Annotated in this window: 19 protein-coding genes; 12 read left to right on the top strand and 7 right to left on the bottom strand. The window is 67.8% G+C overall.

Annotated features, from left to right (window positions below; all coding sequences use genetic code 11):
• Nucleotide 1: 1 nt before the first annotated feature.
• The 3 genes from CSR00_RS10900 to CSR00_RS10890 form a co-directional block, all read right to left on the bottom strand.
• A complete protein-coding gene (locus CSR00_RS10900; RefSeq protein ID WP_218014471.1) occupies nucleotides 2–1,324 on the bottom strand; it encodes an acetyl-CoA hydrolase/transferase family protein in 1,323 nt (440 codons plus the stop codon).
• Nucleotides 1,325–1,408: 84 nt separating this feature from the next.
• A complete protein-coding gene (locus CSR00_RS10895) occupies nucleotides 1,409–1,822 on the bottom strand; it encodes a VOC family protein (RefSeq protein WP_099022420.1) in 414 nt (137 codons plus the stop codon).
• Between the two features lie 63 nt (nucleotides 1,823–1,885).
• Entirely contained in the window at nucleotides 1,886–2,551 is a 666-nt protein-coding gene (locus CSR00_RS10890) for a TetR/AcrR family transcriptional regulator (protein ID WP_176562003.1), read from the bottom strand.
• A 160-nt stretch (nucleotides 2,552–2,711) separates the two neighbouring features.
• Between CSR00_RS10890 and CSR00_RS10885 the strand changes: the two genes are divergently transcribed.
• A complete protein-coding gene (locus tag CSR00_RS10885) occupies nucleotides 2,712–4,622 on the top strand; it encodes a potassium transporter Kup (RefSeq protein WP_407662423.1) in 1,911 nt (636 codons plus the stop codon).
• Between the two features lie 126 nt (nucleotides 4,623–4,748).
• On the opposite strand, the gene CSR00_RS10880 is transcribed toward CSR00_RS10885, so the two are convergent.
• Together CSR00_RS10880 and CSR00_RS10875 are read right to left on the bottom strand one after the other, a co-directional pair.
• Entirely contained in the window at nucleotides 4,749–5,462 is a 714-nt protein-coding gene (locus CSR00_RS10880; protein WP_245905943.1) for a GntR family transcriptional regulator, read from the bottom strand.
• Between the two features lie 105 nt (nucleotides 5,463–5,567).
• Nucleotides 5,568–6,650 (bottom strand): amidohydrolase family protein, encoded by a 1,083-nt coding sequence (locus CSR00_RS10875; protein WP_141564330.1) that lies wholly within the window; start codon nucleotides 6,648–6,650, stop codon nucleotides 5,568–5,570.
• 194 nt (nucleotides 6,651–6,844) lie between these two features.
• On the opposite strand from CSR00_RS10875, the gene CSR00_RS10870 reads away from it, so the two are divergent.
• The 9 genes from CSR00_RS10870 (at nucleotide 6,845) to CSR00_RS10830 (ending at nucleotide 14,096) form a co-directional block, all read left to right on the top strand.
• Entirely contained in the window at nucleotides 6,845–7,459 is a 615-nt protein-coding gene (locus CSR00_RS10870) for a nuclear transport factor 2 family protein (RefSeq protein ID WP_141564329.1), read from the top strand.
• Nucleotides 7,435–8,388, top strand: a complete 954-nt coding sequence (locus CSR00_RS10865; RefSeq protein WP_218014470.1) for a fumarylacetoacetate hydrolase family protein — start codon at nucleotides 7,435–7,437, stop codon at nucleotides 8,386–8,388. Before CSR00_RS10870 ends, CSR00_RS10865 begins: the two co-directional genes overlap by 25 nt.
• Nucleotides 8,388–8,825: a RidA family protein gene (locus tag CSR00_RS10860; protein WP_099022415.1), complete on the top strand. Its 438-nt coding sequence runs from the start codon at nucleotides 8,388–8,390 to the stop codon at nucleotides 8,823–8,825. The genes CSR00_RS10865 and CSR00_RS10860 overlap by 1 nt, the downstream gene beginning before the upstream one ends.
• Complete coding sequence (locus CSR00_RS10855; protein WP_099022414.1) at nucleotides 8,809–9,219, top strand: cupin domain-containing protein; 411 nt, start codon at nucleotides 8,809–8,811, stop codon at nucleotides 9,217–9,219. Before CSR00_RS10860 ends, CSR00_RS10855 begins: the two co-directional genes overlap by 17 nt.
• A 41-nt stretch (nucleotides 9,220–9,260) precedes the next feature.
• Complete coding sequence (locus CSR00_RS10850) at nucleotides 9,261–10,481, top strand: aromatic ring-hydroxylating oxygenase subunit alpha (protein ID WP_099022413.1); 1,221 nt, start codon at nucleotides 9,261–9,263, stop codon at nucleotides 10,479–10,481.
• Between the two features lie 65 nt (nucleotides 10,482–10,546).
• Nucleotides 10,547–11,380 carry an ABC transporter permease gene (locus CSR00_RS10845; RefSeq protein ID WP_099022412.1) on the top strand — a complete coding sequence of 278 codons (834 nt, stop codon included), beginning with the start codon at nucleotides 10,547–10,549 and terminating at the stop codon, nucleotides 11,378–11,380.
• Nucleotides 11,381–11,423: 43 nt separating this feature from the next.
• On the top strand, nucleotides 11,424–12,524 hold the full coding sequence (locus CSR00_RS10840; RefSeq protein ID WP_176562002.1) for an ABC transporter substrate-binding protein: 1,101 nt from the start codon (nucleotides 11,424–11,426) through the stop codon (nucleotides 12,522–12,524).
• Nucleotides 12,521–13,339, top strand: a complete 819-nt coding sequence (locus tag CSR00_RS10835) for an ABC transporter ATP-binding protein (RefSeq protein ID WP_245905938.1) — start codon at nucleotides 12,521–12,523, stop codon at nucleotides 13,337–13,339. Before CSR00_RS10840 ends, CSR00_RS10835 begins: the two co-directional genes overlap by 4 nt.
• A complete protein-coding gene (locus CSR00_RS10830; RefSeq protein WP_099022410.1) occupies nucleotides 13,332–14,096 on the top strand; it encodes an ABC transporter permease in 765 nt (254 codons plus the stop codon). Before CSR00_RS10835 ends, CSR00_RS10830 begins: the two co-directional genes overlap by 8 nt.
• On the opposite strand, the gene CSR00_RS10825 is transcribed toward CSR00_RS10830, so the two are convergent.
• Both CSR00_RS10825 and CSR00_RS10820 read right to left on the bottom strand, forming a co-directional pair.
• Nucleotides 14,080–16,746 (bottom strand): molybdopterin-dependent oxidoreductase, encoded by a 2,667-nt coding sequence (locus CSR00_RS10825; RefSeq protein ID WP_099022409.1) that lies wholly within the window; start codon nucleotides 16,744–16,746, stop codon nucleotides 14,080–14,082. The genes CSR00_RS10830 and CSR00_RS10825 overlap by 17 nt on opposite strands.
• Nucleotides 16,743–17,579, bottom strand: a complete 837-nt coding sequence (locus tag CSR00_RS10820) for an FAD binding domain-containing protein (RefSeq protein WP_099022408.1) — start codon at nucleotides 17,577–17,579, stop codon at nucleotides 16,743–16,745. The genes CSR00_RS10825 and CSR00_RS10820 overlap by 4 nt, the downstream gene beginning before the upstream one ends.
• A 522-nt stretch (nucleotides 17,580–18,101) precedes the next feature.
• On the opposite strand from CSR00_RS10820, the gene CSR00_RS10815 reads away from it, so the two are divergent.
• Nucleotides 18,102–18,326, top strand: coding sequence for a hypothetical protein (locus CSR00_RS10815; protein WP_245905936.1), 225 nt, complete (start codon nucleotides 18,102–18,104; stop codon nucleotides 18,324–18,326).
• 501 nt (nucleotides 18,327–18,827) lie between these two features.
• Nucleotides 18,828–21,291, top strand: a 2,464-nt coding sequence (locus CSR00_RS10810) for a penicillin-binding protein (protein WP_141564328.1), incomplete at its 3' end; no start/stop codon positions are given.

Here is a 21,291-nt window from a genome sequence, read left to right as displayed (position 1 = left end):
GTCAGATCAGCGTGACCCCGCGGGCGGCCGCGGTCAGCTCGGCGCGGAAATCCGGGTGCGCGATCGAGATCAGCGCCTCCGCGCGCTCCTTGGTGGACCGCCCGCGCAGATTCACCGCACCGAACTCGGTGACCACCCATTCGACGTCGTTGCGGATGTCGGTCACCATGCCCACCTTCGGCACGATGCTCGACACCGTGCCCTTGCGGGCCGTCGACGGCAACGCAACGATGGAGCGGCCGTTGCGGGCCATCGAGGCGCCCTTGACGAAGTCGAACTGGCCACCGGATCCGCTGAACTCGTGACCGGCGATGAACTCGGCGTTCACCTGCCCGTACAGGTCGATCTCGATGGCGGTGTTCACCGACACCAGGTTGTCGTTGGCGGCGATGACACGCACGTCGTTGACGTAGGAGGAGGGGTGGCTCTCGAAGGCGGCGTTGTCGTTCATGAACTCGTAGGTGTCCGCGGTGCCGACGGCGAAGGTGAACACGTGCTTGTGCTGGTGCAGGTTCTTGCGGCGGCCGGTGAGCACGCCCTTTTGCACCAGCTCCGCGATGGCCGGGGTGAACAGCTCGGAGTGCAGGCCCAGATCGGAGTGCCCGCTCAGCGCCCGGGCCACCCCGGTCAGCAGCTTGCCGATGCCCAGCTGGATGGTGGAGCCGTCCGGGATCATCGGGGCCACGATCTCACCGATCAGCGTGCCCTCCTCCGAGGGTTCGGAGGAGCCCAGCTCGAGGAGAGGCACGTCGTTCTCGATGATCGCCGACACCTCCGAGACGTGCAGCAGCGACTGCCCGAAGACCCGCGGCATGTTGGGGTTGACCTCGACGATCAGCCGCTTGGCGCGGCGGGCGGCCACCGAGGTGAAGTCGTTGTTGGTGCCGAAGGAGAAGTAGCCGCCGCGGTCCATCGGTGAGACGGTGACCAGGAAGGTGTCCAGGTCGATGGTGTCCTCGAAGACCCGCGGCACCTGGCTGAAATGCACCGGCACGTAGCTGACCACCTTGCGGCCGCTCTTGATCTGCCCCTTGATCAGCTCGTGGTCGCGGCCGTGGATGAACATCGTGTGGGCATCCACCTTCTCGATCACGTCGTCGGCCAGCAGCGTGGTGGCCAACGGGTCGAGGGCGAACTTGTAGTACAGCCGGATGCCGGACAGGTCGCCGCTGCGCAGCCGGTCGGCCAGCGCGGACAGCAGCGCCGGCGGCTGGGCGACGGCCATCGCGCAGGAGACGTACTCCCCCGCGGCGATCGGGGCGACGGCCTCCTCGGCGGTGGTGAGCTTGGCGGAATACTGCTCTTGGGCGCTGTCGCCGGCCAACGGAACCTCCCTGACGGACCCTGAGTGTCGACGCGGCCATGCTAAACGCCGGGCGGCCGTTTCGGGCGCCGAGGCGTACCGGGCTCATTCCACCGGCCGGGCCCGCCGTTCGAAGTCGTCGAGGGTCTCCTGGCCGCGCAGCTTGTTCAGCGCGTCGACGACGCAGAAGTCGACACCGGACGGGTCCCGCATGATCACCCAGCGCCCGGGGTGATCCGCGAAGGAGTCGTCGACCATGGTCGCGCCCAGGCCCAGCAGGCGCTGCACCTCGGCGTCCAGGTCGTCGGTGTGGATGTCGAAGTGGACGCCGGCGCGCCCCGGGCCGACGTCCTGGACCACGATCCGGTTGCCCGGGGAGGCGTCTTCGAGGATCTGGTACTCGTCGAGCCCGGTCGGGGTGACGGTCGCCCCCAACGCGCCCGCCCAGAACTCCGCGGTCTGGTGGTAGACCCCCGACGGGGCGTCGATGATGAACGTCTTCAACAGGTTCCGGTGCACGGGTCGTCCCTTCGTTGCTGGGTGGTCGTTGCTGGGTGGTGGTGATTCGGTGTGGTGGTGGGGTCAGGCGCGGGAACGCGCGGGCGGGTCGGGGTGCAGCGAGCGGGCGTGGGCCAGGATGCGCTCCCGGGCGCGGGGCCGGGCGATCGTCAACAGGCACAGGTCGAAGGCGTGCCGCGCGCCGGCGCGCAGCTCGTCGGTGTCGATCTCGCCGGCCGTCCAGCGCCGCTGCAGGTGGAACAGCACCATGGCGGCGTGGTCGGCCAGCACCGCCGGGTCCACGTCGTCGCGCAACACCCCGCGGCGGGTCGCCGCACGGATCTCGGCGACGATCGGCTCCCAGCCCGTCCAGTCGCGGTTGACCTCGTTGACCATGCGGTCGTCCATCAACACCGCACGCACCACCGACCTCGGGATCTCGGTGACGAGGGTGTCGATCGACACCGCGGCGGCCTCCCAGATCCGGTCGAGCGGATCGGTGGACGAGAGTTGTTGGGTCGCAACGTCCAGTGAGTCCAGCGAGTCCCGGATCAGCGCGGTCAGCAGCCCGTCGCGGTCACCGAAGTGGTTGTAGAGGGTGCGCACGCTGACCCCGGCCTCGTCGGCGAGGCGGCGCATCGAGAGCTGTTCGACACCGTGTGCGTCCAGGTAGGCCCGCGCGGTGTCCAGCACCCGGCGCCGGGTGCGCTCCTGCGCGCGGGAGATCACGACCACCCACGGTTGACACACACGTGCAAAAGTATAACGGTGTTGAACTTCCGTGCCGCCGGCCCGGCGATCGTCGCAGTTCACCGGATTTCGCCGCCGGCCGGTCTACCATCGAGGGGCCTTGCCGCCCACCGAGGACCCCGCCGTGCAGATCCGTGACGAGCCCGCATCGCCGGCGCATCTGCTCGGTCGCGGCAACGGGGCGCGACTGTTCCCCGTGGTCGGCGCGCTGGGGGTGGTGTTCGGCGATATCGGCACCAGCCCGATCTACACCATCCAGACGGTGTTCAACCCCACCACTCCGCATCCGGTGCCGATGAGCACCCAGCATGTGTACGGGGTTGTATCGCTGATCTTTTGGACGCTGATGCTGATCGTCACGCTGACCTACGTGACGCTGGTGATGCGCGCCGACAACGACGGCGAGGGCGGCATCATGGCGCTGATCACGATGGTGACCCGCTGGGGCCGGGCCCGCGGGGACCGCACGGCGCTGGCGCTGGCCGGGCTGGGCATCTTCGGGGCCGCGCTGTTCATCGGCGACTCGATGGTCACCCCGGCGATCTCGGTCCTCTCGGCGGTCGAGGGCCTCAAGGTGCTGCAACCCGAGCTCGCGGCCTGGGTCGTGCCCATCACCGTGGTGATCATCGTGGTGTTGTTCTCGGTGCAGCGGCATGGCACCGGCACCGTCGGCAGGCTGTTCGGGCCGGTGATGGTGGTGTGGTTCACGGTGATCGGCGTGTGCGGGATCGGCGGGATCGCCGCACACCCGCAGATTCTGCGGGCCCTCTCACCGACCTACGCGCTGCAGTTCGTCGCCGGCGACTTCCGGGTGGCGTTCTTCGCGCTGGCCGCGGTGGTGCTCGCGGTCACCGGGGCCGAGGCGCTCTACGCCGATATGGGCCACTTCGGCCGGCGGGCGGTCACCGTGGCCTGGCTGGGCCTGGTGCTGCCGGCGTGCGCGCTGAGCTACCTGGGGCAGGGCGCGTCGCTGCTGGGCGACGAAACCGTCACGCACGCACCGTTCTTCCTACTGGCGCCGGAGTGGGCGCGGCTGCCGATGGTGGTGCTGGCCACCGCGGCCACGGTGATCGCCTCCCAGGCCGTCATCGCCGGGGTGTTCTCGGTGGCCTCGCAGGCCGGGGCGCTGGGGTTCCTGCCGCGGCTGCGGATCGTGCACACCTCGGCCTCGCGGCCCGGCCAGATCTACGTGCCGCTGATCAACGCCACGGTGGCGGTCGCGGTGGTGATCCTGGTGGTCAGTTTCGGCAGCTCGGCGGCCCTGGCCTACGCCTACGGCATGGCGGTCACCGGGACCATCACCATCACCACCCTGCTGTTCTTCTACGTCGCGCGGAAGCGCTGGCACACCCCGCTGTGGCTGGTCATCACCGGCGGCACGGCCCTGTGCACGGTGGACCTGCTGTTCCTGGCGGCCAACACCACCAAGCTGGTGCACGGCGCCTGGCTCCCGCTGGCCATCGCCCTGGCCTCGTTCACCGTGATGATGACCTGGCAGAAGGGCCGCACGATCGTCACCCGCGCCCGCCACGCCGTGGAGGGCAGCCAGGAGGAGTTCCTCGACGAGCTCTCGCGGCGGCGCCCACCGGTGCAGCGGGTGCCCGGCACCGCGGTGTTCCTGACCCGCAACACCTCGACGGCTCCCCTGGCGCTGCGGCTCAACGTCGCCCACAACCGGGTGCTGCACGAGCGGGCGGTGATCCTGTCGATCACCACGCTGACGGTGCCGCACGCCGGCCCGGCCGAGCTCACCGTGGAGCGACTCGACGGCGCCGGAATCGTGCACGTCGGGGTGTCCCTGGGCTACATGGACAACCCCGACGTGCCCGCGATTCTGCGGTCGCTGGGCCCCACCGCAGCCGTCGGGCACCACACCGATGACGGCGCCGACTCAGCAGCGGTGTCCTACTTCCTGTCGAAGCTGGAACTGCGCGCGGGCAAGGAGCCCACGATGGCGCACTGGCGCAAGCGACTCTTCATCGCAACCTCCCTTGTCGCCCACGACGCGGCCGAACACTTCGGGCTGCCGAGCGAGCGCACGGTGTTCCTGGGCTCGCGCATCGAGATCTGAGCGGGGCGGCCAGTCGCGGTCTGTCCGGCCGAGGGAGCCCCGCAAGATCGGCGATGCCGAACCGCATGGCGGTACCGGCGCGGTCGCGGCCGGTCGACGGCGGCGGCGGCGACGGCGACGGCGTTGTCAGCGCACGCCGACCTCTTCGGGAGGCGAGGGTGATCCGGGCCCGGCGTCCGCGTTGGCCGCCGTGGCCTGACTGCGTAGCGCGTTGGCGGCCACTGCGGCGGTGTCGTTGAGGTGGCGCAGCGTGATCGCGGTGACCGCGTCGGCATTTCGGATGCGGTAGGCGGCGATGAGCGCGTTGTGGTCATCGCGGGCACGCCGACGGCGCTCCGGGTCGGTCTGTACCGAAATGCCAACGTACAGCGCCGAGATGTCGGCCAGTCGACGCAAGAAGGCGTGCAGGTGCGGCTGGCTGGGCGCCCCGTCGAGCACCGTATGCAGCGCACGGTTGGCGTCGACCCATTCGGAGTCGCTCATGTCGAGGTTCATCCGCTTGGCGATGCTGTCGGCCTGGTCCAGTTCCTCGTCGGTGATGGTGGTGACTCGCTCGCGGATGGCGAGGGGAACGAGCACACGCCGCAGTTCGTAGATCTCCTCGAGCTCGTCGAGGGCGACGGCGTGCACCGTTGCGCCTCGGAAGGGATCGAAATCGACGAGCCCCTCGTTCTCGAGTTCGCGCAGGGCTTCACGCACCGGGGTCACGCTCACGTTCATGGTCTGGGCCAACTCAACCTGTGTCAGGTGAGTGCCGCTGGGCAGGACTCCGGACACAATCGCGTGGCGGAGTCGGTCTGCAACGTCGCGATGCGCAGTACGCGCGGTGCTGAGGCCCATGGGCGGCAGCGGTGCCCGCGCCGCTTTACCAGCGTCCTTCGACGGCGTCATGGTCTGGAGTCCCTCCCCTGTCGTTCACATGTGTTCTCCGGTGTCCCAGTCCGGTCAAAGAAAACAGCCACGCCCGGATTCGAAGGCGGCGACGACGGTACCCGGCAACGGAACGCCGCGGAAAGCCGCGCGCCGCGACTCCTGGCCTGGCCATAATCCCACAGGTCCGGTGGGCCCCGGGTCGACGATGAGCCTGGCACGCGACAGAGCCGCGCTGGGACGAAAGACCGCTTCTGCCCCTGTGGTCGACTTCTCCAGCGCGGTGGACAATGCCATCACATCCTGCTCGACTAGGGCGAGTAGCGCCGGCAGCAGGTGCTGCTCGATCTCCAGGCCCGGTCCGGTGTTACCGAGGATGGGCGCGTTGTGGTCGCTGGCGATCAGGTCGACGTGCTCGGCAAGCACCCCACGCAGGCTGCTGCGGGCGGGTTCACCGGGCACCGGTGGCAGCACGTGAAGCTCGGATGGACGCTCCGGTGGCAGCTCGACAAGAAAATGCGGTGACGTCTGACAGGTGGAGTCCGCACGTGAACCGATGTCGTCCGACATGGACTTGTCGATGACGTGGCGGAAATGCACCGGACCGGCGCTCTGCAGCACCCGCTCGTAGGACGATCGGTCGTAGAAGTAGATCGCGGCGCGGCATCCCGCGGCCCAGATGGCTTCGAGATTACGCCAGAAGTTGGGATCGTTCGAGTACAGCTTGATCGTAGGCATCCATGTGCTGCGGATCTGATCCCCGAAGCTCTCCAGCCAGGCCGCGAAGCCTGCACTGGAGGGGGAGTCGGCCACCGAAAGGATCGGCAGCATCCGGGGAAACGCCGTCGCGGCCAGGAATGTCGTGACCGCGTCGAGGTCCAGCGGTTCGAGCAGATGCCACGGCACCGCGGTGTTCAGGGACGTGACCCCGCCCGCGAGCGCCCGCCAACGGTCGGTCTCGCGCACACCGCGGTCCAGCACCGGGAGATGCGCGTCGGCATCGTAGAGGCCGGGCAGGACCCACAGCCCAGCCCCGTCGATGACGGGTTCGGGTGTGGCCCGGACCGGGCCGGGCACATCGAAGCTGATATCGGTCCGTTCACCGGTCAGCGGATCGAGGACGTCGGTGAGGCGAACCGGCGTATGGGTGTTGGGCACGTAGACCACCGTTTCTCTTCAAGGGTTCATCGGGGTGTGAGCGCATCGGGCAGGGCCCAGCTTGCCATATTTTATAGATTCTTCGTCGTTTCTTTGCCTTGCAGGGTGGATGCACGACGGGCCGACAGCGCATTCTGCGCGCGATAAGATCGCCCCTACCCGCCACGACAACGTATTTCGTGCAAGTAAACGTCATGTTGATTGAGGTGGTGTCGGTGGACGCATCGCACTCATGCTGGTTCACTTTTTATATGATGCGAAATAACTCCGGTATGGCAGAGCCCGGACAGGCCCCGGCCGCGGGAGCCGACGTGCTGGAGCGACTGGAGAGGCTCGAGGCCCAGGACACGATCCGCAGACTGAAGGCGGCCTACATGCAGGGTCTCGACGACCGCCTCCGCGGTGCGGTCGCCGACCTTTTCTGGGAGGACGCGATCTGGGAGAGTCTGCCCGACCGCCCGCTGGAAGGCGACGAACCGGTGAGCGCGGGCAGTCGCATAGTCGGCAGGGAGGCCATCGCCGAATCCTTCGTCGCGGCGGCAAGTGCGATGTCGTTCACCTCCCATTTCCTCACCAATGAGGAAATCGCCGTCGACGGTGACGCAGCGACCGGACGCTGGAAGCTGTTGCAGACCTGCAACGCAGGTCGTGACCGCGCCTTTTGGCAGGCCGGCATCTACATCGACGACTTCGTACGGCGCGAGGGCCAGTGGAAGTTCTCCCACCTGCGCCTGGCCCTGGACTTCCGAACTCCGTTCGACGTGGGCTGGCTCGATGTCCGGATGTGGGATCCCGCGCGACCCGGCTGAAGTGCTCCTACGGCACGGCCCAGCACGCACAGTACGACACAGCAGGAGGACCGAATCAGATGAGGGTAGCGAAGTTCCGCCACGGTGGCGCTGTATCCGCCGGTCTCGTCACCGGCGATGCCGTTGTGGCCGTCCGGCAATCGCTCGACGAGTTGATCGCCGGCGTGGCTGCCGAGCCGGCCGCGGAGGAAATCCCGCTTTCCGACGTCCAATTGCTGGCCCCGCTGGCGACCAATTGCCGAGGCGTGCTCTGTGTCGGCATCAACTACTTCGAGCATCAGCGGGAGTCGGCCGAGGCCTTCGTTGCCGAGGTGCCCGAGCACCCCATCGTGTTCTTCAAGACCGTCGCGGCTGTCACGGGACCTCGCGACGATCTGAAGCTCAGCCCCGATGTGTCGAGCGAATTCGACTGGGAGGTCGAGCTGGGCGTGGTGATCGGAACCGGAGGACGTGACATCGCCCGCGCGGATGCGGGTACACACATCTATGGCTACACCGTCGTCAACGACATCACTGCCCGCGATGTCCAACACCGCCACAAGCAGTGGCACCTGGGTAAGAACGTCGACGGCTCCACTCCGGTGGGACCCTGGATCGTCACTTCCGACGAGTTCGCCCGGCCGCCCGAGCTGGACATCACTCTGGAAGTCAACGGTGAGCTCATGCAGCGCGCCAACACGCGCGACATGATCTTCGGTATCCCCGAGCAGATTGAGGTGATCTCGCGCTATGTAACACTGCAGCCCGGCGACGTGATCGCCACCGGAACCCCGTCGGGAGTCGGGTTCGCTCGCACCCCACCGAGATTCCTCGTAGATGGTGATGTCGTAGACACCGCCATCACAGGAATCGGCTCGCTGCACAACCGCGTGGTGACCCACACCGACACCCCGGATGCGATCGCACTGGCCAGTGGGGCGGTGTCCTGATGGGCGCCAACGGCGTAGCCGGCACCGGCGGCAAGACCGTCGGGTTCTACTCCCCGGCGGTGATCTGCCCGCCCGGGGCCTCCCTGGCCGCGATCAGCGGGGTGCTGTCCGTCGACCGCGCCGGCGCGACCGTCGGCGCCGGTGACTTCGAACTGCAGATGCGCACCGTGTTCACGCTGCTGGGGCAGACGCTGACGGCGGCCGGGAGCTCGTTCGGCGAACTGGTCAAGATGACCACTTACCTGGTCGACCCGACCCATATCGACGACTTCTACCGCATCCGCGAGGACATATTCGCACAGCTGTACCCCCAGCGTCGGCCACCGGGCAACACCCTGCTGGTGGTGGCACGACTGGTACGCCCGGAGTTCCTGATCGAGATCGAAGGCATTGCAACAACGCACAACCAGGGAGTCACAGATGAGTTCGTCGGCTGAACAGATCACCTATCCCAGCGGTAGCCAGGTAGTCAGCGCTGCCGCGATGGACGCCGACAACGCCGCCGACGCCGGTGGCGCCTCCGGCGGACTGTCGCGTGGAACCGCCGCCTCAGCGGGTGGAATGTGGATGGGAGTCAGCGTGCTGCCACCCGGTCATCATTCGCTGGCACACCATCACCAGGGACAAACCACGATAGTATGCATCATCTCCGGCGCCATGCGCTTCCTTGTCGACGGCCCGCAGGGCGAAGAAGACTTCACCGCATTCTCGGGCCAGATCGTCGTGGTACCAGGCGGTCTGGTACACCGCGAGGAGAACCCTGGGGACGTCGACTGCCTGTGCGTCGTCGCCCGCAACGCCGAGGAGCCCGCAGTCGTCAACATCGGCTGACCGTAATACCACAGCATCCCAACTCTTTCCAGGAGCCCACCATGACTCGGCTGACCCGAGAGGTACGCGCGATCCTCGACGCGCTCGACACTGAATCGACCGACTACACGACCGCTCGCACCATGCCGTCGGCGGTCTACACCTCCGAGGAGTTCTACGAATTCGAGAAAGAGGCGGTTTTCGCCCGGGAATGGCTGTGCCTTGGGCATGTCAGCCAAATCCCCAACGAAGGCGACTACTTCACCATCGACGTGGCCGACGAACCGCTGATCGTGGTTCGCACCGGCGACGGTGTGGTGCGAGTGATGTCATCGATCTGTCAGCACCGCGGTTATCCGGTCACCGTTGACGGCGACAAGGGCAACACCAAACAGTTCCGCTGCGCCTACCACTACTGGGCCTACGACCTCAACGGAGATCTCGTCGCGGCCCCCGAGATGACCCGTACCTGCCCGCTGGCCGAATTACGTTCTGAGACTTCGCTTCCTCAGCTCAAAGTCGAGCTCTGGTACGGCATGATCTTCGCCAATATGGACCCTGATGCTGCGCCGCTGGCGCCGACGCTCGGCAAGCTGGCGCCGGAGATGGAGGCCTACGACGTAGGCAATCTCACAGTGGTGAAGACCATGGAGTACAAGAACCAGCCCTGGAACTGGAAGGGCATGCACGAGAATGCACTTGAGCCCTACCACACTTCGTTCGTGCACCAGGGCTATCACGACATGGCGCCGGCGTCGATGGCCGAGTTCCTGCCGTGGGACGACTCTGACGGCCAAGTCATGCATCCCACGCACTACCGGTGGATGGACGCCGGGTTCAACCCGACCGGCAAGGTCATCCTCCCGGTACTACCGAACCTGTCCGACGAGCGCCGCAAGCGAATCACTTTCGCGTCGGTGCTGCCGACCGTGTTCTTCGCGCTGAGCCCCGACCAGGTGTTCTACTTCCTGATCACCCCCGAGTCCGGCAACGCCATGACGCTTCGTATGGCGTGGCTATTTCCGGAGAGCTCGACAAAGTCCCCCGGGTTCGAGTGGGCTTTCGACATGCAGAACGCCGTCAACGAAGTCATCAACGAGCAGGACATCTACTCAAATACCCGGATGCAGTGGGGCCAACGTTCCCGGTACGCCAAACGCGGCCGCTACAGTTGGCAGGAGGGGACCCTGCCCCAGATGAACCGCTGGTTGACGCTGCGCTACCTGAGGTACGCGGCCGAGGTCGATCCCGGATCCGTCGAGTTGTCCACCCGGGTTGGCTGATCGATGGCGATGAGCCAACCCACACCAGTCGGCGGCGCCCGGCGACCCGTATCGGCGGTGCTGCGGTGACCCAGCTGGCGATGCCGCGCCGAGCCGCCGGGATGCAGCGCGCCTCCACACCCGGACGACGCCACAGCGTGCGCACCACGGCGCGAGTCGTCGCGCGCGGTGCCCTGGATGCGTTGTGGCCACTGGTCGCGCTGTTGGTGGCGTGGTGGCTGTGGGTGCGTCTGGCGGACCTACCGCCGGCCGTCGCACCGGATCCCGTTGATGTTATGGCCTACATCGCCTCTCAACCGGGAGGTTTCGCCCTCAACGCTTGGCACACCGTTGAGGTGGTTCTGGGTGGCATGCTGCTAGGGGTGGCCGCCGGGGTGCTGTTGGCTTCGGCCTCGTGGTTTTCCACCACCGCCCAGGCGATGATCAGCGGCCCGGTGTTGCTCACCCAGTGCCTGCCGGTGGCGGTGATTTCGCCGATCCTGGCGCGGGTGTTCGGCTACAACACCTCGACGATCGTCATCATCGCCGCGCTGATCGCGTTCTTTCCCGTCATGGTGTTCACAACATCAGGTCTGCTGGCCGTGCCCACGGGATCCGCCGACCTGTTCACCGTGCTCGGTGCCACCCGTTGGCAGCGATTCATCCGGCTCGCCGCGCCCGCAGCGTTGCCGCGCACCTTGGTGTCGCTCCGGCTTTCGGTGGTTGCTGCCGTCGCCGGCGCGATGCTGGCTCAGTGGATCATGGGCACCAACGGCCTTGGCTACCGACTGATCGTTGCGCAGGTGTCCTACCGCACCGCCGAGGCCTGGGCCTGCTCGGCGATATCCATTGCTTTGTCCGTCGTCCTGTTCTCCCTGGTTTCCAGCCTGTGTCGTCTGGCCAGTGAGCGATTCGAGTAGTACGTACCGACCAACAAACCATCGTCCCGAATCTGGAGCACCCGTGTCACCTCACCCAGCCACCACCGTCGCCGCCACCGCCATCTCCCGCCGCCGCCTGCTCGGCGTGATCGGGGCCGGCGGGGCCCTGGCCGCTGCCACTCCGTTGCTGACCGCCTGTGGATCACCCAGCGGCAGCGGCTCTTCGGCCAACAGTGACAGCACCGGCGCGTCGCCGGACGGGGTCAGCGACTTCTCGATTCAGCTGTCCTGGGTGCCCGACACCGAGTACGCACCACTGTTTCTGGCAGACTCCAACGGCCACTACGAGGATCAGAATGTCGCCGTCAGTTTCATCCCGGGCGGTTCGGACATCGGCGCCATCGAGGGCATCGTTGCCGCCGGCAAGGCCGACATCGGCATCGCGACCGACATCACCACCGTGGTGGCAGCGATCGCGGACGGCAATCCCCTAGTGTGCCTGGGCACGATGTATCAGAGCAATCTCAATGTCCTGATGTCGGACTATGAATCGCCGATCACGACGGTTCCCGACCTCGTGGGCAAGCGCCTGGGTGGGCCGCAAGGCATCCAGACCAAGTTTGACGCCATCTTCAAGCTCAATGGCATGGACCCCAACTATACGTTCGTGCCCACCGGATACGGCCCGGATGCTCTGATCAACGGTGACTGCGATGTGCTGGCCGGTTTCATCACCGATGAGGTGTTGTCATACAAGGCCGCGGTGGGTCACATGCCGGGCATCCTGTCCTTCACCGATGCCGGCCTACCCGCCTACACGCTGTCCATCTTCGTCACCACCGACACCCTCGAGGCCAAGCGGGACGCCTTAAAGGGATTCCTGGCCGCGACCCTGCAGGGTTTCGACGAAGACATCGCCGACCCCACCGCCGGGCCCAAGCTCGCCGTCGACGTCTACGGCAAGACGGATGGCCTGACCCTGGACAGCGAGATCGAGCACAATGCCGCGTATATCCCACTGGCCAGCAGTGAGGGCACCAACGAGCATGGGTACATGTGGATCGACGAGGAGTATCTCGCCGGGCCGATCTACCGGGGCATGGAGGCATCCGGCCTCAAGACCGTCGACGCCGCCAAAGTGGTCGACATGTCCCTGCTGAGCGAGCTGCACGGAGGGTCGTGAACACCTCCACGGCGACTGCCCGTCAAGTTCGCGGTGCCCCCATCGAGATCGACTACGTCGGCAAGGTCTACCCGATGCGGCGGGGGCGTTCAGTAGAGGCCGTCAAAGACGTTGCGCTCAAAATCAAGCCAGGCGAGTTCATCGCGCTGATCGGGCCGTCAGGCTGCGGCAAATCGACACTGCTGCGCATGATCGCCTCATTGGAGGAACCGACCACCGGCGCGGTCCGCGTCGGTGGCGCCGAGCCAGGCACGTTGGCAGTCGACCACCGGCTCGGAGTGGCGTTCCAGGACAATGCGCTGCTCCCATGGTTGACGGTGTACGGCAATCTCGCGTTGCCTTTCCGGGTGGCTCATCGGCCGGTCGACAAGCAGCGGATCACCGACCTCATCGCACTCGTCGGCCTGCAGGGATTCGAACAGGCACGGCCAAAACAACTTTCCGGTGGCATGCGTCAGCGCGTCTCCATCGCACGTTCCATTATGCTTGAGCCCGAGGTGCTGCTGCTCGATGAACCGTTCGGCGCGCTCGATGCCGTCACCCGCCGCCGGCTCAACGGTGAGCTGCAGCGAATCTGGATGGCCGATCCTGTGACGACCGTCCTGGTCACGCACGACGTCGACGAGGCCCTGCTGTTGGCCGACCGGGTCGTCGTGCTCTCCCCGCGGCCCGGCCGGGTGAGCATGATCCGGGAGGTGACCTTTACCCGCCCGCGGACCACGGATTCAACCCGCTCGCCGGAGTTCCACGCCCTCGTCGACGAGCTCACCGCAGAACTGGACACGCTCAGCGGAAACAACGACGCCGATGGCTGACACATCGGTCAACCCCGCCGCCCGCGCGAGGTTCTTCGCCGGAGTCGGCCTACTGGCCTGCCTGGTGGTGTGGCAGATTGTCGCTGCGAAGGAGGTTTTCGGGACCACGATCGCGGCACCCGACGCTGTCGTGCGAGTTTTCGCCGATACCGCGCAACGACATTCGCTTCTCGACGGAATGCGGGTGACAGGATTGGAATCGTTGCAGGGCTTTTCCTGGGCGTTGGCAGCGGCCGCTGTCATCGGACTGGTCGCAACGATGGTGCCGGCGCTGCGCCGGGGCATCGACCAACTCGGCACCATCGTCAGTGCTATCCCCTTCGTCTCATTGGCCCCGATCCTGCTGGCGCTTTTCGACCGTGACATGGTGCCCTCGGCGATGGCCGCCTGCACCGCCTTTTTCCCGTTGTACATCGCTTTGGTCTCCGGGCTGGCCGCCCTGCCGGGGAGTGTCGTCGACCTGCTCACGGTGCTCGGTGCATCGCGGTGGAATGTGCTGCTGCGTGCGAGGATTCCAGCCGGCCTGCCGGTGTTGACTACGGGCGCCAAGGTCGCCATGCCGCTCGCCATTGTCGGTGCGGTGATCGGTGAATGGTTCGGCAGCCAGGGCGGTGTGGGACCGATCATGCTCGTCGCGATGCGAAACTACCGCATGCCCACCATGTGGGCTGCCGTCATGGCGACCGTGGTGCTGGCGCTGGCGCTGTACGGGTTATGCGTCCTGGCCGACCGGATCGTGGCTACAAGATTCGGCTGATGCCGGCCACGCGGAGCGCGTCGTGCACCCGCTCCGGTGTCATCGGCATCGCCGTCGGACGCACACCGGTCGCGTCGCGGATGGCGTTGGCCACCGCCGCGGGAATCCCCACCATGGGCGCCTCGCCGAGCCCCTTGGCGCCCAGCTTGCCGCGTGCGCGACCGTCGGTCACATAGACATCGCGGATGTCAATCTCGGTGAGCATGGTCGGAATCGCGTGATCGAACAGGTGTACGTCGACGGCGTGCCCCTCGAGGTGGCGGGCCTGTTCGGTGAGTGCGACACCCGTGCCCTGCACGACACCGCCGACCACCTGCCCACGGGCCGAGTCCGGGTCGATCACCCGCCCGACGTCGTGCACCGAGGTCACCCGCTCTACCAGCACCCGTCCCGTGTAGGTGTCCACGGCAACGTCGACGAGCTGACCGCCGATCACCAGGCCGTTATCCGAGCCGAGCGCCTGGCCGTCCGCGCTGAGCCCGGTCAGTTCGTGCCAACCGACCGGCTGTTCGCCGTCCCGGCACGGTCCGGACGGAGTCCAGCGCAGCTGGCCGGCCGGCCAGCCCAGCTTGTGTTCGACCTGGACAGCGAGTTCGTCGATGGCATCGACGACGGCATTGCCGGTCATGTAGACGCCGCGGCTGGCGAACGTGCCCTCATCGTCGGGGCCGTGCGCGCTGGACAGCTGCTCGACGCGGATATCGTCGGGTTCGGCGCCGAACAGTCCGGCGGCCACCGATGCCAGCATGGAGTGCAGGCCCTGGCCCATATCGGGCACGACGGTTCCGACGACCGGACCATGCTCATCGAGCCGACACCGGGCACCGGCGATGTCCTGGTGCACCGCCGAAGAAGCGGCGCTGACGATCGCGAACAATGCCAGGCCGCGGCCCGGGAGCCAGCGCCCAGACCGGTCACGCGGTGGCGCTGGGGCGACGCGGCCGGCCTCGGCGAGCGCGTCAAGGCAGGCCTCGGAGGCGAACGAACGCACTGACCAGCCGTTAACGGGGTCAGTCTGGCCGGGACGCAAGACATGTCGGCGCCGGTAGACCACCGGGTCGACGCCGAACGCGCGGCACAACTCGTCCATGTGGCCTTCCATCGCGAACGACAGTTCAGCCGAACCGTAACCACGAAATGCGCCGGAGTTGGCGACGTTGGTCAGGACCGCACGCCCGGCCGCGCGGCTGACCGCGACCGGGTAGAGGCTCATCGCCAGCAACAACAGGTTCTCCAGGACCAGGCCGCTGTGGCTGACCTCGCCGCCGGCGTCGAGATCCACCCGGACGTCACGGACCAGGATCGTGCCGTCGACGGTGGTGCCCGAGGTGATGGTGACCGTGCCGCCGTGGCGGCGTCGGGAGCGGCCCAGCTGAGCCCGGGTCAGTTCCACTCGCACCGGATGGCCGCCCACAGCGCGCGATGCCACTGCAGCGGCGGGTTCAAGGAACATCTCCTCCTTGAGTCCGAAACCGCCGCCGAGCGCGACGGCTTCCAGATCGACGTCTTCGAGGTCGATTTCGAGTAAGGTCGCCAATCGGCGGCGTACCACCTGCGGAGTCTGTGATGTGGACCAGACGCGACAGCGACCGTCGTGCCAAGTAGCAACCGCTGCCGGGCGCTCCATGGCAGCGACCGGGCCCGGCAGGATCCGCACCGAATGGGTGAAGGTCCGGGCGGCGGCGTCTAGGGCGGCGTGGACTTCCTGTTCGGTGGCGCCGAATGCGAGTTGCACTGCGATGTTGTCCGGGTCGCCGGAACGGGCCAACGGCGCGTCGATGGCCAGCGCCTCGGCGAGCGTGTGCACGGCCGCAAGCTGTGTCTCATGCTGGTCGACCCGGGCGGCCATCTCCCGTGCGGCCTGGGGCGTTTCAGCGACGACCATCCCGACGATGTCGCCCTGGTACCGCGCTTCGGCAGTGAAGACGGCGTTTTCAGCCGGCCCCAGCACCGGGTCCTCGATATGCGGATTGGACCCGAATCGGCCGGGGGGCGAGTCCTGCGGCCCCAGAACGGCGACGGCACCGGGGACGTCCAGCGCAGTTCCCGGGTGTACGGTGACGCGAGCGTGGCTGCTGCGGCTGGTCAGGAGCAGGCCGGTGTAGGCACCGCCCGCGGCGTGGTCGGCGGCGAAGCGCTGGGTGCCCGCGACCTTTTCCGGGCCGTCGACCCGGGTGGAGGCGTTCCCGTCGGCGCCGGCGGCGACACGCAACACCGCGTCGACGAGGCCTTCGTAACCGGTGCAGCGGCACAGGTGACCCGACAACGCCCGCCGCACTTCGGATGCGTCGATCGGCACCCCCGCCGAGCCTCGTTCGAGAAGGGCGACCGCCGAGCAGACGACGCCGGGCACGCAGAACCCGCACTGCAGCGCGCCCCGGCGGGCCAGTTCGGTTCTCAATCCCGCTCCCGACCGAGTACGAACCGCCCCCGTCGCGCTCTGTACGTCGCGGCCGACGGCACGTGCCGTGGGCGTAACGCAGGCCAGTGCCGGCGCACCGTCGAGGAGTATCGTGCATCCGCCGCAGCTGCCCTCGCCGCACGGCATTTTGACCGCGGTCGTGCCCGCCTCACGCAATGTCTCGACCAGCGGCCGGGCGAACTCCTCGCCGGTGACCGGCACCGCCACGCCGTCAACGGTGATCTTCATGCGGCACCACCGAGCACGCCGAGGACCTCCGAGCCCAGCACGGCCAGCAGGCTGTGCCGGTACCGGGCGGAGGCGCGCGTGTCGCTGCGCAGCAGATCCATCCCCGGCGCGGCGGTCCCGGAGAAAGGAATGGGCACCGCGGTCGGCCCAACCGCCCCGGCGTACATCCGTGGATGCCCGGCAACGCGCACACCAGCGACGACGGCGATGGCCGGGCTAGGACCCACACGAAGGGCGAAACGACGATGGGCGCCGGGTGCAACGAGCCGGGGACGCACCGCCAATACCAGGTGGATGGGAGGAGCGTCGCTGAGATAGTCCGCAATGGGCATGTCCACGGTCCCACCGGCGACGCGGACACTCACCACCGTGTCGTGGGCGACCAGCGCGGCGAACAGGTCGCTCGTGGGTAGCCGGGCACCCAACGTGCCGCCGACAGTGGCTGCGGCGCGGACCTGCGGGGTGCCCATCGCGGAGGCGGCCTGCGCGATGGCCGGCCAGTCACGGCGAACCCGGGCGTCGGCGGCCAACTCCGCGATGGTCGTACCGGCGCCGATTGCGCCACCGTGCAGACCGGCCGGCAACACCTCGCACAGATCGACGGCAACCTGACCGAGTGCCGGGGCGAGGGCGGCAGACAGCAGCGCCACCGCGCCACCGACGGCGGTACCGCCGGCCGCCACCAGTGCTAAGGCTTCGTCCAGATCAGTGGGCCGTTGCCAGCGGACAGGACGGTGGGCGGCAGTCGGGTGGCCACGGCGGGCCGGAGGCGTCTCCACCCGAGATATTGCATCATATAATTGTTTCCCGCCGGTGACATGATCTGTAGACATCCAGCGCCGGCTGCAACAGCGCCGAGGCGCCCGACTCCACCGGCCGGGGCACCGGCTCGGGCATCCAGAGCACGGCGGTGTAGAACGCCTGGCGCCACGAAGGTGCTGGCCGCGGCCTCCAGGATGCGGCCGGCCGGTCCGACGAATGGCTGGTCGGTGCTCCTCGCTGTCGCCGGGCTGCTCGCCGCCGAGGGCCCTCCGGCACCGAAGGCCGTCTGGGTCGCGTCGGGGTGCAGATCGCGGCCCCGGCACTCGTCGGCGAGCGCACGCAGATCCCTTTCTGACGCCGGGAGGCCCCGCGGGTCAGCGTGGCCACCCACTACCACGGGTACCAGCTGACGCTCGGCCACATTCACGGCGCTTGGGTTGAACACAATTACACAGGGGAGCTAAAGGAATTTTGACCGGAGGTGTTTTAGTTCGGCCATTAGGAGGTACTTCACAGACATGAGGTACACAACTTTGACATCCAAAATCGCTGCACCGCTTCTTTTTGCGGGCGCCCTGGCAGCTGGCGGCGCGATGGCCCCGATGGCCGTGGCCGCACCGGCGCCGGGTGTCGTGACCGCACCGGCCGAGGCTCCCGCGCCTCCGCCTCCTCCGCCGCCCCCGCCGGCTCCCGGCGGCAGCGGCTGCGTGGACGGCGTGGGCTGCGGGGGTGGCAACAACCTCGGCGGCTGGGGCTGCATCCCGGGCGTGGGCTGCGGTGAGGGCGGCCTGCCGGGTGCTCCGAACCCGCCCGCCTGATCCGGCCGGACACAACTTCATACCGCGCGGCGTGTGCCTGCCGGGGTCGTCGTCGGCCCGGCAGGCACTTCGCTTGCGAGGGACGTGCGGGGGCCGGACCGCCGGCCCGGCCCCACGGGCGTGAGGGCTCACTCAGGTACGAGATTCCATGCGATTTTCGTACCTGAGTGAGCGCTCACGGTCGGCTGGACCATTTCGGGCCGGCCTTGCGCGATCCCGACGGCTCGGAGGGCCTCGGGGAGTGAGGTCCCGGTGGCGAATGACCAACACCGGCCCAGGCCCCGCATCCATGCAGATATGCGCATATCGGAGCTGGGACGCGTCGACGGCCGGCTGGCCGAGTTCGTCTTCGTGCACCCGGCGACCGCGGACCCCGTCGCGCATGGCAAATGCGGCCACGTGACAGCACCGACGTCCGGCGTAATGATGTAAACCCTACGGCCTCAAGGACTCTGCGTGGTCTGCGCAAAGCACTGCTCCGCGACCCATAGGCTGGGTGGCATGCAAGACCAGCGTCGCGCGAAGTGGATCGCAGCCGGCAAGCTGCTGCTGTTCTGCGAGCTGGCCGGACTGCTGGTCGCCGCCATGCTGTTCCCGGTCGCCGGCGGCGCCGGCGTGGTGGCCATGCGGGTGTCCAACTCGGTCACCGAGGACTCCACGGCGCTGGTGACCGGCGAGGTGCCGGTCGTGTCCACCATGGTCGACGCCACCGGTCAGCCGATCGCCTGGCTGTACGCCCAGCGCCGGTGGGTGGTGCCCAGCAACCGGATCGCCAACACGATGAAGCTGGCCATCGTCTCCATTGAGGACCGTCGCTTCGCCGAACACAACGGCGTCGACCTGCCGGGCACCCTGACCGGGCTGATCGGCTACCTGCGTGGTGACCTGGACACCCGCGGCGGGTCGACCATCGAGCAGCAGTACGTCAAGAACTACAACCTGCTGGTCGCGGCCCAGAACGACGCCGAGCGGCGGGCCGCCGTGGAGGTGACGCCGGCCCGCAAGCTGCGCGAGATCCGGGTGGCGCTGGCCCTGGACAAGACGCTGCCCAAGTCCGAGATCCTGGCCCGCTACCTCAACCTGGTGTCCTTCGGCAACGGCGCCTACGGCGTGCAGGAGGCCGCCCGCACCTACTTCGGCATCAACGCCGCGGACCTGAACTGGCAGCAGGCCGCGCTGCTGGCCGGGATGGTGCAGTCCACCAGCATGCTCGACCCGTACACCAACCCCGAGGCGGCGCTGGCCCGGCGCAACCTCGTCCTGGACACGATGATCGAGAATCTGCCCGGCAAGGCCGACGAGCTGCGCGCCGCCCGGCAGACGCCGCTGGGCGTGCTGCCCCAGCCCGACCCGTTGCCCAACGGCTGCATCGCGGCCCGTGACCGGGCATTCTTCTGCGAGTACGCGTTGCAGTACCTGGCCCGCGCGGGCCTGAGCAAGGACGAGGTGGCCCGCAACGGCTACCTGATCCGCACCACCTTGGACCCGACGGTGCAGGACAGCGTCAAGTCCGCGATCGACGAGGTCGCCGACCCCGACGCCGAGGGCGTGGCCAGCGTGATGAGTGTGATCACGCCCGGCAAGGACGCCCACCGGGTGGTGGCGATGGGCGACAACCGCACCTACGGGCTGGAGCTCGACGAGGGCCAGACGGTGCAGCCGCAGCCGTTCTCGCTAGTCGGCGACGGCGCCGGGTCGATCTTCAAGATCTTCACCACCGCGGCGGCGCTGGAGATGGGCATGGGCATCAACGCTCAGCTCGACGTCCCGCAGACGTTCCAGGGCAAGGGGCTGGGCAGCAGCAACAGCCCCGGCTGCCCCAAGGAGACCTGGTGCGTGAAGAACGCCGGCGGGTACCGCGGCTCGATGAACGTCACCGACGCGCTGGCCCAGTCGCCCAACACCGCCTTCGCCAAGCTGATCGCCCAGGTCGGGGTGCCGCGGGCGGTGGACATGGCCGTCAAGCTGGGGCTGCGCTCCTACGGCGAGCCCGGAACCGCCCGCGCCTACGAACCCGACACCAACGAGAGCCTGGCCGAGTGGATCAAACGCCAGAACCTGGGTTCGTTCACCCTGGGACCGTTCGAGCTCAACGCGCTGGAGTTGTCCAATGTCGCCGCGACGCTGGCCTCCGGCGGCGTGTGGTGCCCGCCCACCCCGATCGAGGCGATCTTCGACCGCGACGGCAACGAGGTCGCCGTCGACGCCCCCAAGTGTGAGCAGGTGGTGCCCGAGGGGTTGGCGAACACGCTGGCCAACGCGCTGAGCAAGGACGACACCAGCGGCACCGCGGCCGCCTCGGCGGGCTCGGTGGGCTGGAACCTGCCGATGTCGGGCAAGACCGGCACCACCGAGACGCACCGCTCGTCGGGTTTCCTGGGCTTCACCAACCGGTACGCGGCGGCCAGCTACATCTTCGACGACTCGACCAACCCGTCGGGCCTGTGCTCCTACCCGCTGCGCAAATGCTCGTCGGGCAACCTCTACGGCGGCAAGGAGCCCGCACGCACGTGGTTCCTGGCGATGAAGCCGATCGACGAGGAGTTCGGACCGGTGGAGCTGCCGCCGACCGATCCGCGCTACGTCGAGGGCGGCCCGGGCAGCACCGTGCCCAGCGTCTCCGGGCTGAAGCTGGACGCGGCCCGCACGAAGCTCTCCGACGCCGGCTTCCAGGTGGCCGAGGACCCGACCCCGGTCCCCAGCGGCTACCGCAAGGGCACCGTCGTGGGCACCACCCCCAGCGGCAAGACCATCCCGGGCTCGATCATCACGATCAACACCAGCAGCGGCGTGCCGCCGGCGCCGGTGTACCAGCCGCCGCCACCCGACCAGGGCCCGCCGCCGCCGGCCGCGCCCGAGGTGCCGCCGGCGGCACGCCGCTGCCTGGCCCTTATACACATCCCCATCCCCGCGCCCACGAGACCGAGGCTGACATCGTATGCCGGCTGCTGCTTGAAAAAACTGA

The organism is Mycolicibacterium palauense (genome assembly GCF_002592005.1).
In the GTDB taxonomy this organism is placed as follows: Bacteria; Actinomycetota; Actinomycetes; order Mycobacteriales; family Mycobacteriaceae; genus Mycobacterium; species Mycobacterium palauense.
The sequence above is the reverse complement of the archived record's forward strand: the minus strand, read 5'-3'. Positions and strand labels throughout refer to the sequence as shown.

Bases quoted from the DNA above. Each gene is read 5' to 3' on its own strand.
- CSR00_RS10870 (WP_141564329.1), top strand. From the start codon at position 6,845: ATGTTGATTGAGGTGGTGTCGGTGGACGCATCGCACTCATGCTGGTTC.
- CSR00_RS10850 (WP_099022413.1), top strand. From the start codon at position 9,261: ATGACTCGGCTGACCCGAGAGGTACGCGCGATCCTCGACGCGCTCGAC.
- CSR00_RS10855 (WP_099022414.1), top strand. From the start codon at position 8,809: ATGAGTTCGTCGGCTGAACAGATCACCTATCCCAGCGGTAGCCAGGTA.
- CSR00_RS10815 (WP_245905936.1), top strand. From the start codon at position 18,102: ATGGCCCCGATGGCCGTGGCCGCACCGGCGCCGGGTGTCGTGACCGCA.
- CSR00_RS10825 (WP_099022409.1), bottom strand. From the start codon at position 16,746: ATGAAGATCACCGTTGACGGCGTGGCGGTGCCGGTCACCGGCGAGGAG.
- CSR00_RS10820 (WP_099022408.1), bottom strand. From the start codon at position 17,579: ATGTCTACAGATCATGTCACCGGCGGGAAACAATTATATGATGCAATA.
- CSR00_RS10860 (WP_099022415.1), top strand. From the start codon at position 8,388: ATGGGCGCCAACGGCGTAGCCGGCACCGGCGGCAAGACCGTCGGGTTC.
- CSR00_RS10880 (WP_245905943.1), bottom strand. From the start codon at position 5,462: ATGGGCCTCAGCACCGCGCGTACTGCGCATCGCGACGTTGCAGACCGA.
- CSR00_RS10830 (WP_099022410.1), top strand. From the start codon at position 13,332: ATGGCTGACACATCGGTCAACCCCGCCGCCCGCGCGAGGTTCTTCGCC.